At 60.9% G+C, this 11,627-nt stretch carries 10 protein-coding genes; 9 read left to right on the forward strand and 1 reads right to left on the reverse strand.

What is annotated here, in order from left to right; translation table 11 throughout:
- Window positions 1-70 precede the first annotated feature (70 nt).
- Entirely contained in the window at window positions 71-361 is a 291-nt protein-coding gene (locus AC6R19_RS20325; protein WP_500581701.1) for a hypothetical protein, read from the forward strand.
- On the forward strand, window positions 354-2,060 hold the full coding sequence (locus tag AC6R19_RS20330; RefSeq protein WP_500581711.1) for a Na(+)/H(+) antiporter subunit D: 1,707 nt from the start codon (window positions 354-356) through the stop codon (window positions 2,058-2,060). The genes AC6R19_RS20325 and AC6R19_RS20330 overlap by 8 nt, the downstream gene beginning before the upstream one ends.
- 10 nt (window positions 2,061-2,070) lie before the next feature.
- Here AC6R19_RS20330 and AC6R19_RS20335 read toward each other — a convergent pair whose 3' ends face one another.
- Window positions 2,071-2,727 carry a TetR family transcriptional regulator gene (locus AC6R19_RS20335; protein WP_500581702.1) on the reverse strand — a complete coding sequence of 219 codons (657 nt, stop codon included), beginning with the start codon at window positions 2,725-2,727 and terminating at the stop codon, window positions 2,071-2,073.
- A 316-nt stretch (window positions 2,728-3,043) separates the two neighbouring features.
- Between AC6R19_RS20335 and AC6R19_RS20340 the strand changes: the two genes are divergently transcribed.
- The 7 genes from AC6R19_RS20340 to AC6R19_RS20370 form a co-directional block, all read left to right on the forward strand.
- A complete protein-coding gene (locus AC6R19_RS20340) occupies window positions 3,044-4,243 on the forward strand; it encodes an efflux RND transporter periplasmic adaptor subunit (RefSeq protein ID WP_500581703.1) in 1,200 nt (399 codons plus the stop codon).
- 12 nt (window positions 4,244-4,255) lie between these two features.
- Window positions 4,256-7,432 (forward strand): efflux RND transporter permease subunit, encoded by a 3,177-nt coding sequence (locus AC6R19_RS20345; RefSeq protein WP_500581704.1) that lies wholly within the window; start codon window positions 4,256-4,258, stop codon window positions 7,430-7,432.
- A 215-nt stretch (window positions 7,433-7,647) separates the two neighbouring features.
- Entirely contained in the window at window positions 7,648-7,785 is a 138-nt protein-coding gene (locus tag AC6R19_RS20350; protein WP_500581705.1) for a type II toxin-antitoxin system Phd/YefM family antitoxin, read from the forward strand.
- Window positions 7,785-7,928 (forward strand): hypothetical protein, encoded by a 144-nt coding sequence (locus AC6R19_RS20355; RefSeq protein ID WP_500581706.1) that lies wholly within the window; start codon window positions 7,785-7,787, stop codon window positions 7,926-7,928. Before AC6R19_RS20350 ends, AC6R19_RS20355 begins: the two co-directional genes overlap by 1 nt.
- Window positions 7,929-8,120: 192 nt before the next feature.
- Complete coding sequence (locus AC6R19_RS20360; RefSeq protein WP_500581707.1) at window positions 8,121-8,954, forward strand: hypothetical protein; 834 nt, start codon at window positions 8,121-8,123, stop codon at window positions 8,952-8,954.
- A complete protein-coding gene (locus tag AC6R19_RS20365) occupies window positions 8,944-9,906 on the forward strand; it encodes a transglutaminase-like domain-containing protein (RefSeq protein WP_500581708.1) in 963 nt (320 codons plus the stop codon). Before AC6R19_RS20360 ends, AC6R19_RS20365 begins: the two co-directional genes overlap by 11 nt.
- Window positions 9,907-10,391: 485 nt before the next feature.
- On the forward strand, window positions 10,392-11,627 hold a 1,236-nt coding region (locus AC6R19_RS20370), incomplete at its 3' end, for a LamG domain-containing protein (protein WP_500581709.1).

Genomic DNA, 11,627 nt, shown 5'->3' on the forward strand with positions numbered 1-11,627 from the left:
GATTCGCCTGCAAGCAGGCTCCTACAGGGGGATTTTCCTTAATCCTATGCCATTTGAATCTGATATAGGTATGAATAGAAAAACTTATTTTTTCGACAAGCCGGAAAATATCCGCCTGGTGCTGCGCGTCTTCTACGGCATCTGCGCGCTGCTGGTTGCGGCGGATTTTGTCGTGCATCGCCATACCGAATTCCGTTGGGAGGGGTTGCCGGCCTTTTACCCGATTTATGGCTTCGTCGGCTGTGTAATCCTGGTAATTATCGCCAAGTGGATGCGCAGCTTCCTGATGCGCCCGGAGGACTACTACGACCGGGTGGAGCTGCAGGATAACGAGACGCGGGGAGGGCGCAGTGATGTTTGAAGTAGCGCCTTTTATTCCGTTCTTTATCGCCGCCGCGCTGGCGCTGTTTCTGCGCGGGTGGCCGCGCGGGTTGCTGATGGCTGCCGTTCCGCTGCTGGGGCTGGTAAACCTGTGGCTGCTGGGCGAAGGGAGTTTCGGCGCCTGGTCGGTGCTGGATTTCCGGCTGCTGCTGTTTCGGGCCGACAAGCTGAGCCTGCTGTTCGGCTACCTGTTCCATATCGCCGCGCTGATCGCGATCGTCTATGCGCTGCATCTGCGCGATACGCTGCAGCAGGTGGCGAGCCTGCTCTACGCCGGCAGCGCCCTGGGGGCGGTGTTTGCCGGCGACCTGCTGACGCTGTTTATTTTCTGGGAACTGCTGGCGCTGACGTCTGTCATGTTGATCTGGGCGCGCCGCAGCGGCCGCGCCTATATCGCCGGGCTGCGCTATTTCGCGTTGCATATCCTGTCCGGCCTGCTGCTGCTCGGCGGCATCATCTTCTATGGCCAGGCGCACGGCTCGCTGGAGTTCGGCCACATAGGCCTGGGGCAGGGCGGCTCTCAAGGGATGGGGGGCTGGATGATATTCCTGGCCTTCGGTATCAAGTGTGCCTTCCCGTTTTTCCACAACTGGCTGACCGACGCCTATCCGGAATCCACGCCCACCGGCACCGTCTTCCTGAGCGCCTTTACCACCAAGGTGGCGGTCTACGCACTGGCGCGGGCCTATCCGGGCACCGAACTGCTGGTCTATATCGGCGCGACCATGGCCTGCTTCCCGATCTTCTATGCGGTGATCGAAAACGACCTGCGCCGGGTGCTTGCCTACAGCCTGATCAACCAGCTGGGCTTTATGGTGGTCGGTATCGGCATCGGCACATCGCTGGCCATCAACGGCGCCGTGGCCCATGCGTTCAACGACGTGATTTTCAAGGGACTGCTGTTTATGTCCATGGGCGCGGTGCTGCACGTGACCGGGCGCATCAACGGCTCCGAGTTGGGTGGACTCTACAAGACGATGCCCAAGACCGCAGTGCTGTGTATCGTCGGCGCAGCGTCGATTTCCGCCTTCCCGCTGTTCAGCGGCTTCGTCAGCAAGTCGATGGTGATGAGCGCGGCGATTGCAAACGGCTACGACTGGGTGTGGTTGATCCTGCTGTTCGCATCGGCGGGGGTCTTCCACCACGCGGGGATCAAGATTCCCTATTTTGCCTTCTTCGCCCACGACTCAGGCCTGCGCGCGAAGGAGCCGCCGGTGAATATGCTGGTGGCCATGTCCATCGCCGCGGCCCTGTGCCTGTTGGTAGGCATCTACCCGCAGGCGCTGTACAGCCTGTTGCCCCACGAAATGGTTTACTCGCCCTACGATGTAACCCACGTGCTGACGCAGCTGCAGTTGCTGTTCTTCTCCGCGCTGGCGTTCGTGTGGCTGAACCTGCGCCGGCTCTATCCGCCGGAACTGCCGTCGGTAAACCTGGATGTGGAGTGGTTCTACCGGCGCCTGCTGCCGGATGCCGCGCGCGGTTTCGTCAACGGTGTTTTCCGCCTGGACCAGCGCCTGCGCGGCGTCGCACTGAGAGGCGTCGGCAACCTGATCGACGGGATCACCGGCCACCACAAACCGGAGGGCCTGATGGCCCGCAGTTGGCTGACGGGCAGCATGGTGGCGGGCGTCGTGCTGTTGCTGGGGATCTATCTGCTGCTCGGTTTCAGCATTTAGCGCCCGGGTGTCAATGAACCACTGCCGTGCCGCCCTGCCGACGCAGTGTCGGTGAGAAGCGCACCATATCGATCATCGCGTCGATATAGCGCTCCCCCAGTTCCCCCAGGTCGCCGATCTGCGGCTGCAGCAGCCAGTCCTCCAGCACGCCGACCAGGGATCCGTGCAGCATCGGCACCGCCACGTCGATATCCAGGTCCGCGGGCAGCTGTCCCCTGGCCACCGCCGCGGTAATCAGTTCGCGCATGCGCTCGACGCCCTCGGCGTGGCCCTGCATCAGGCGCTGGTGGATCTCGCCGCTCTCGGTAACCAGCTCGCAGCGGTGAAAGACAATTTCCAGAATCAGCTGCCACTGGCGGTTGCTGGCCACCTCCTGGAACAGCCACAGCCAACGGGTGCGCAGCACGCCCAGCGGGTCTTTCTTTGCCTCCTCGCCGGCGGATTCGCACAGTTTCTCGCCGGGAAACTGCACCCGCTCGGTGAGCGCGGAGAAGAGGTCGCCCTTGTTGCGGAAATGGCCGTAGACGGCGCCGCGGGTGACGCCGGCGAGTTCGGCGACCTCGGTCAGGGAGGGGCGGGCCACACCGTGCTTGTGGAACACGGTGATGGCGGCATCCAGTATCCGCTCGCGGGTTTCCAGGGCGTCCTCTTTCTTGCGCTTGGCCATCGGCTGTTCGAACCTGTCTCAAAAGTCATGAAATTCATTTGATCCCGGCTGGGGCACCGCTGGCCGCAGTCGAATTGAACTCTGTCGATTCGCCGCAGTTAATAGCGACCACTACAGGTGGCCCGGTCCCGAGGGCGCCGGGCCTGTCCGGGGTGGCGTGCAGTCTAATTTATATTCATGCATGAATGAATAGTTGATATTCATTTGTGCATGAATATAAAATGCGAGTTCCCAGAACCGGACTAACCTGTCTGTTCATACAAACCTGTTCATATTAGTGGTCCGCCCGGATGGCGGGCTCTCTATCGAGGTAGTCATGCTGAAGAAGAAAGCGCTAGTCAGTCTGCTATTGGCATCTGCACTGCTCACCGCCTGTGGCGAGGAGGCCTCCGCGCCGCCGATGATGGCGCCGCAGGTGACGGTAGTTACGCTCAAGGCCGAGCCGGTAACCCTGACCCGGGAACTGCCCGGTCGCACCACCCCCTTCAAGGTGGCCGAGGTGCGCCCGCAGGTGAACGGTATCGTCAAGCAACAGCTGTTCCGCGAGGGCGGCCTGGTCGACGCCAACCAGCCCCTGTACCAGCTGGACGATGCTACCTATCGCGCCGATGTCGACAGCGCCAAGGCCAGCCTGCAGCGCGCCGAGGCAGCGCTGAACGTGGCGCGGCTGAACGCCGAGCGCACTGCGGACCTGGTCAAGACAGGCGCGGTCAGCAAGCAGGACAACGACAACGCCCAGGCCACAATGCAGCAGGCCCGGGCGGATGTGGCCGCGGCCAGGGCGTCGCTGCAGCGCGCGCGTATCCAGCTGGATTACGCCCGCATCAGTGCGCCGATTTCCGGGCGCATCGGCAAGTCCGCCGTGACCCAGGGTGCGCTGGTCACCGCCAACCAATCCTCCGCCCTGGCCACCGTACAGCAGCTGGATCCGATCTACGTCGACGTGACCCAATCCACCGCGGAGCTGCTGGAGCTGCGCAAGGCGCTGGACGCCGGCACGGTCCAGGACACGGATCTGCCGGTGACCATCCTCCTCGAGGACGGCAGCGAGTACGAACACCGGGGCAAACTCGAATTCTCCGAGGCCAGCGTGGATCCGTCCACCGGCAGCGTGCTGCTGCGGGTGCTGGTGCCGAACCCGGACAATATGCTGCTGCCGGGCATGTATGTGCGCGCGGTGGTCGGGCGCGGTGTGCGCGAAAACGCGATCCTGGTGCCCCAGCAGGGTGTCGCCCGGGATCCCAAGGGCAGCACCTCGGCGATGGTAGTGACCGGCGAGGGCACCGTGGCCCAGCGCTCGGTACAGGTGAGCCGTACCATCGGTGACAAGTGGCTGGTGGAGGGCGGCCTCGAGGCCGGTGACAGGGTCATCGTCGAGGGTCTGCAGAAAATCCGACCGGGCGCGCCGGTACAGGCCGCCGAGGCACAGCCGGCCGCGGTGCCCGCGGGTGTCGAGGCCACCGCAGGCGAGGACCAGCCCAAAGAAGTCCAGGCGCCGACTGCGCAAGAGTCGTAAGGAGGTCCGGCAGTGGCAAGTTTCTTTATCAACCGCCCAATCTTTGCCTGGGTGATCGCGATCATGGTCATGGTCGGCGGCGGCCTGGCGATCACCCAGTTGGCGATCGAGCAATATCCGAGCATCGCGCCGCCCGCGGTGACCGTCAACGCCCATTATCCCGGCGCCTCGGCCCAGGTGGTGGAGGGCTCGGTGACGCAGATCATCGAGGAAAACATGAAGGGGCTCGACGGCCTCCTGTACATGTCCGCCACCAGCCAGGCCGACGGCTCTGCGTCCATCACACTCAACTTCTCCAGCGACACCGATGCGGACACCGCCCAGGTGCAGGTACAGAACAAGCTGCAGCTGGCCATGCCGCTGCTGCCGCAGGAGGTGCAGCGCCAGGGGGTCAACGTCAGCAAGTCGAGCAGTGGCTTCCTGATGGTGGCCGGCTTCGTGTCCTCGGACGGCAGCATGTCAAAGACGGATATCTCCGACTATGTCAGTTCCAGCCTGGCGGACCAGATCAGCCGGGTACAGGGCGTGGGCAGTGTGCAGGTGTTCGGTTCCAAGTACGCCATGCGCATCTGGCTGGACCCCAACAAACTGAAGACCTACAACCTCACGCCGGCGGATATCTCCGCGGCTGTGCGGGCGCAGAATGCACAGGTGGCCGTGGGCAGCCTCGGCGGTACGCCGGCGGTGCCGGGGCAACAGCTCAACGCGTCGGTCAATTCCCAGGGGCGGCTGCAAACGCCGGAGGAGTTCCGCAACATAGTGGTGCGCGCCAATCCGGACGGCTCGGTGCTGCGCCTGGGTGAAGTGGCCCGGGTGGAGCTGGGCGCCGAGGATTATTCGACCCTGACCCGCTTCAACCGCCAGCCCGCCACCGGTGTGGCCATTTCCCTGGCCAGCGGCGCCAACGCCCTGGAGACGGCGGAGGCGGTGAAGGCGAAGTTGAACGAACTGGCCGCGAACTTTCCCCCGGGGCTCGAATATGTGGTGCCCTTCGACACCACGCCTTTCGTCAAGATCTCCATCGAGGGCGTGATTCACACCCTGATGGAGGCGGTGGTGCTGGTGTTCCTGGTGATGTTCCTGTTCCTGCAGAACTTCCGCGCCACCCTGATCCCCACTATCGCCGTGCCGGTGGTGCTGCTCGGTACCTTCGGCGTACTGGCGGCACTGGGTTACTCCGTGAACATGCTGACCATGTTCGCCATGGTACTGGCCATCGGCCTGCTGGTGGACGACGCCATCGTGGTGGTGGAAAACGTCGAGCGGGTGATGGCGGAAGAGGGATTGTCGCCGAAGGAGGCCACGAAAAAGTCGATGCAGCAGATCACCGGCGCCCTGGTGGGTATCGGCGTGGTGCTGTCGGCGGTGTTCGTGCCCATGGCGTTTATGAGCGGTTCCACCGGGGTCATCTACCGGCAGTTTTCCGTCACCATCGTATCGGCCATGGCGCTGTCGGTGGTGGCCGCCATCGTGTTGACGCCGGCACTCTGCGCGACCCTGCTCAAGCCCGTTAAAAAGGGCGGGGAGCACGGTACTTCCGGCTTCCTGGGCGGCTTTTTTGGCTGGTTCAACCGCAACTTTGAGCGGGGCAGTGAGCAATACCGGCGCGGCGTGCGCGGCATTCTGGCGCGCAGCGGCCGCTTCGTGGCCATTTATGTCGCCCTGTTCGCAGCCGTGGGCCTGCTGTTCCTGCACACCCCCAGTTCCTTCCTGCCGGAAGAGGACCAGGGGGTTCTCTTTTCCATGGTGCAGGCGCCGGTGGGCGCAACCCAGGAGCGCACCATGGAGTCCATCTACAAGGTGGAGGACCACTTCCTGAACAACGAACAGGACACGGTGGAATCCGTCTTCTCCGTGCAGGGCTTCAGTTTCGCCGGCAGCGGCCAGAATTCCGGTATTGCCTTCGTCAAACTGAAGGACTGGAGTGAGCGCGAGGAGGAATCGCAGGGCGCCGGCGCCGTCGCCATGCGCGGCATGGGCGCGCTGATGCAGATCAAGGACGCCATTGCCTACGCCTTCGCACCGCCGGCGGTGATGGAACTGGGCACCTCCAACGGCTTCAACTTCTACCTGAAGGACAACGGCGCCCTGGGGCACGAGGCGCTGCTGGCGGCCCGCAACCAGTTCCTCGGCGCCGCGGCACAGAGCGAGCTGCTGGTCAATGTGCGCCCCAACGGGCAGGAGGACACGCCCCAGTTCCAGGTGGATATCGACACCGCCAAGGCGGCTTCGCTGGGCGTGTCCCTGGGCGATATCAACAACACCCTCAGCGCCGCCTGGGGCAGCCAGTATGTGGACGACTTTATCGACCGCGGTCGGGTGAAGCGCGTCTATATGCAGGCTGACGCCGAGTACCGCATGGACCCGGAGGACTTCAATCTCTGGTATGTGCGCAACGATCGCGGCGAGATGGTGCCCCTGTCCAGCTTTGCCAGCTACCGCTGGGAGTACGGCTCGCCGCGCCTGGAGCGCTACAACGGCGTGGCCGCCATGCAGATCAACGGCCAGGCCGCGCCCGGCGTCAGCTCCGGCGAGGCCATGGCAGAAGTGGCGCGGCTGGTGGCTACCCTGCCGCAGGGCATCGGCATGGAGTGGACCGGCCTGTCCTACGAGGAGCGCGCCGCCGGCGCGCAGACGCCGCTGCTGTATGCACTGTCGCTGCTGGTCGTCTTCCTGTGCCTGGCGGCGCTGTACGAGAGCTGGACGGTGCCCACCTCGGTACTGCTGATGGCCCCGCTGGGTATTCTCGGCGCGGTACTGGCGAGCAACCTGCGCGGCATGGAGCGGGACATCTATTTCCAGGTGGCCATGCTCACCACCGTGGGCCTGACCAGCAAGAACGCCATCCTGATCGTGGAGTTCGCCAAGCAGAACCTGGAGAGCGGCATGGAGCTGGTGCAGGCCACCATGCAGGCGGTGCGCGACCGCCTGCGGCCGATCATCATGACGTCGCTGGCGTTTGGCCTCGGCGTACTGCCCCTGGCCATCGCCTCCGGCGCCGGTTCCGGCGCCCAGCGCGCCATCGGCACCGGCGTGCTGGGTGGCATGATTGTCGGCACCGCGCTGGGGATCTTCTTTATCCCGCTGTTCTTTGTGGTGGTGCAGCGGTTGTTTGGGCGCAAGCAGCCGCAAGCGGTGGAGGCGGTGACGGAAAAGCCGCGCGAAGCCGAAGCCCTGGAGGTCTTGTAAAGAACCGATAGCGGTCCGGGAACGCTGAGCTCCAGCTCGGCACCGGGCCGCAGACCCGCCGTAGGTTGGGCTGAGCTCCGCGAAGCCCAACAGACTGCCCCGGCGACCTTGGGCTTCGCCAAGCTTAGCCCAACCTACAATCACTCCAGTTGCCGATCACCCTCCTTAATAGGACGTTTCCAGGTACGCAATAACGTACGTTTAGTGGGTGCCCCATGACCAAGTTAAAAGTAGACGAAGATATCCGCCCCCTGTCCGAATTCCGCGCGGGCGTTGCCGCCTTCGTAAAACAGGTCCACGAAACCCGCCGCCCTATGGTGTTGACACAGCGGGGGCGGGGGTTGCCGTATTGATGGACGTCCATGAATACGCATTGATGCAGGAGCGCCTGGAATTACTGGAGGATATCTACAGGGCAGAGGGACAGCTTGCCGCCGGTGAAGGCGTCGCCCATAAGAAGGCCAGGGCACAAATCCTGAAAAGGCTGAAAAAGTGAAAGTGGAATGGTCACCTCTCGACCTGTGCCCTGCCAATTCCAGAAATTACAAAAGACAGGATTGTCTTCGGTGTAATGCGCTGTAATGGCGCAAGAATTGACTACTCGACACCGTTGTCATTAATATGCCCCGCCATTGGGGAGGGCGGTTGCTGCTTGCAACTGCAAAAAATCAAAAAAGAGTAGTTGGGTGTGACAGGACGTTTCACATCTGTAATCCGCACCTTCGGATTATTGTGTGTTATTGGGGGATATTCGCACTGGCTTGGTGCACAGGTACCGGACATCGAGTCCGAGCGCTGTGCTGCCGAGCCGGCCGCCAGTTATTTCACTCCACTGACATCCGCAAGCGCGCAGACATCCGAACTGTGCTTTACCCGGCCGGACGAGATCGACGGTACTGATCAATTTGTACTCGTCGACGTCGCTGCGCGGTCGTCTTCCCATCATTCCGCAGCGAATGCCATCCAACTGTCCGACTGGCAAGTCAAAACAAAGACATTCCTGAAGAACAAACCCCTGCTTATCGTGGCCGAGCCCTACAAACGGCACTCCCTGGCAAAGCTCTGCAAGGAGCTGATTCAAACCGGATTTCAGAATCCCAGGATACTGATCGGAAGTTCCGCGGTTAAAAATGGCGAAGAAGGCTCCGCAACTGTCCCGGTAGGCGATTTTATCGTCGAAGTGAGTAATTTTGGGGCAGTAACAATTGCAACCGATCAGCAGATAGCCAGCGAACTTGTCGCGCTGGGTATTCCGGCAGTAGCCGCCGAAGCCGGTTCTGACCTCAAAAACGCGGTACGCGATGCCTCGATTAACTATTCGCTAAACGGCTATCTACCGCTATTCGTAGTCGGCAAGCCGGAGGACCAATCAGGCCTGGAGAAGCTGCTAAACCAAGAGCCCGTGAACGAGGCTTTCGTAGTATCCGGTGGAATAGAAGGCATAAAGACCGCCCTGAAAACCAGCGCCCTAAGCGCCGTAAAGCGACTCCACCCAAATGGAGTATCCAGCTGTGCCGGCTAAAGAATTCCCGAACGCCCCTTGTAGGAGCCTGCCTGCAGGCGAATCCTCGCCGAATGCACTGAACTCGCCGGCAAGGCGGGCTTCTTCGAGGACCGCCGTATCCAAAATTTCCGTGGCCTTGGGCACCCTAGTATCCCTTCTGCTCGCCGTCACCTGCCTGTATGCCGCGCTCTCAAAAGACGAGCCCACCTACGAAATTGCAAAAACAATCCGCTACAGCTTCCTGGTCACCAACAACACCGCCGAGTACATCGAGAACGCCTCGCTAAAGGTGTTCGCCCCGGTAAAACAGAATTCCTACCAGAAGACTGAGCAAATAACGGCCAACCAATCCTTCGAATCCCAAACAGGCCAATCCGGCAACCAATCACTCCTGTTCCAATTGCAAGGCTTGGCGCCTCACGCCAGCCAAGTGATCAGCATTACCGCGGAGATAAAGCTTGCCGACAGAGCGCAGCCATTCGATACCGAAACTGAGGCCTTGTTGCTACCCGAGCCCAATATTGAAGTGGATGCGTCGGAGATAGGCGAATTGGCAGGCAAGCTCAATGGCGAAATACAACAAATAGCCGCATGGCTTTATAAAAACGTAACCGACATCGGCTATATAGCGGAAGACCGCGGCGCCCGCTACGCGATAACCGAACGACGGGGCGACTGCACGGAGTTCACCTCCGCATTCGTCGCCCTGGCCAGAGCCTCGAGGGTGCCTGCCAGAATGGTCGGCGGTTTCACCCTGGAACATTCCGGCAAGCTTCAGGCCGAGAACTATCACAATTGGGCAGAATATGAGCGGGACGATACCTGGAATATCGCGGACCCTCAGAACAATATCGTGGACTCCGGCTACGGCTCCTATATCGCCTTCTACAACTTTGACAAACACTCAAGACTGGAAAGCAGCCAGCGCTTCCTCAGCTACGACCAGCGCCTGAGTGTCCAGATGATGTAGAAACTCGAAAGAATAGCGCCCCTCTCCCCGCTTGCGGGGAGAGGGGCGCTACCAGAAGCCTCCGCAGTCGAACCCTGATGCGCCGAGCTCCAGCCCGGCAACGGGCCTCAGGCCCGCAAATTACAAATTGTAGGGCCGAAGGCGCCGTGAATGCCTGGAACGGCCGGGAGCGGTCGGGAGCGGCCCATGGCCGCGATCAGGTTTCGTACGATGGGCACAAATCGACAGGACTGCCGATTTGGACGCCGAAGGCGCCCGCGAAGCGGGTGAGCGCCAGGGAAGGCGCGAGTCCAAGCGTAGCGCGCCCATCAGAAACGTGGCAAACGACCAAGCAGACTAGCAACGGCGGAATTGCCGCTGTCTGCGCTAAAAGCACAAGACAAGTAGGGTGGATAAGCGCAAAGCGCATCCACCAATAGCAGCAGTGGAATTGCCTCTGCTGAGCAAATTATGGGCAACTTTGCCCGAAATTTTGGGGGAAACCAGTGAAAGGACGCCTACTTTCATTTTTCACTATCGCATTCGCCATGCTAGCCTTCTCCGCAACATCCACAGCGGACGAATACCAGAGCCTGGTAATGGCCGACGGCCCCATCGCCTACTGGGCCACGGAGCAAAACCAGGATTCCACCCTCCCCGACCAGACCGGCAACGCCCCCAATTTCACCAGCAACCGCACACCGGAGTTCGTCGACAGTGAACGCCTGATCGGAGATGCAGTAGCCTTTGACGGCCAGGAGCAATACCTGTCCCTAAATGCGTCACTGCCCGCCTTCGCGACCCCTTTCTCCCTGGAGCTGTGGGTAAAATTCGGCACCATTACCGGCCGCCAAATCCTGCTGCAACAGGGCGAGGGCGATGCAGGTAGTGTGCCATTCAGCCTCCACCTCGCCGGCAGCTCTCGCGCCTACGACACAGGCGCCCAGACCACAGGCCATTTCGCCTTCGTGCTCAACGACGGTCAGCAAACCATAGCCCTCTCCGACCCCGAGTCCGCGGCGCCGGATCAATGGTATCACTTGGCAGTTACCTACAGCGGCAGCACTCTGAGCTTGTACCGCAACGGCGAGGTTGTCGATTCGGTCAGCTACAGCGGGGGCATTGCGCCCACTGCCCAGCCTTTCTACGTGGGAGGTCAGCCGGGTGTGGATGGCATGGCGCTCGAAGCGGTTAAAGGATCGGTAGGTGACATCGCGCTTTATAGCAAGGCAATAGTGTCCAGTGAAATTGCGGAGCATTCTCAACAGGGATCACAGCCGGTCGCTCCCGATACGGTAGTAATAGCTACTGACACGAGTATTTCAGATATAGACGAGGTGTATGAAGGTAAGCAAATAGTCGTAGATGGTGCAGTACTTACAGTTAATGGTAGCCATAATTTCTATTCTATAAAGCTAATAAATAGCTCTGTTTTAACCCATCCAGTAGATGCAAAAACAGCCTCTGGTGCTGATGGCATGGAACTGACTGCCAACTATATGGAAGTTGATAGCAGCAGCTCAATCGATGTCAGTGGCAGGGGAAGTCTGCCATCAGACGAGGTGGGAGCAAGAGCTTCCGGCAGCTATGGAGGTTCGGCTGGTAACGGTTTTGGGGTGATTAGCAATCCTACATACGGCGATTACAAAACACCGCAACACTTTGGGATGGGTGGTCGCTATAAAGATGGGGCAAATGACCATGCCAACAATAGGCGTGGTGGTGGTGCGGTTAAGCTGAAT

The sequence above is a fragment of the Microbulbifer sp. SE14 genome (assembly GCF_059834885.1).

Excerpts from the sequence above, each read along its gene's own strand:
- AC6R19_RS20325 (WP_500581701.1), top strand. The coding sequence starts at position 71 with ATGAATAGAAAAACTTATTTTTTCGACAAGCCGGAAAATATCCGCCTG.
- AC6R19_RS20330 (WP_500581711.1), top strand. The coding sequence starts at position 354 with ATGTTTGAAGTAGCGCCTTTTATTCCGTTCTTTATCGCCGCCGCGCTG.
- AC6R19_RS20335 (WP_500581702.1), bottom strand. The coding sequence starts at position 2,727 with ATGGCCAAGCGCAAGAAAGAGGACGCCCTGGAAACCCGCGAGCGGATA.
- AC6R19_RS20340 (WP_500581703.1), top strand. The coding sequence starts at position 3,044 with ATGCTGAAGAAGAAAGCGCTAGTCAGTCTGCTATTGGCATCTGCACTG.
- AC6R19_RS20350 (WP_500581705.1), top strand. The coding sequence starts at position 7,648 with ATGACCAAGTTAAAAGTAGACGAAGATATCCGCCCCCTGTCCGAATTC.
- AC6R19_RS20355 (WP_500581706.1), top strand. The coding sequence starts at position 7,785 with ATGGACGTCCATGAATACGCATTGATGCAGGAGCGCCTGGAATTACTG.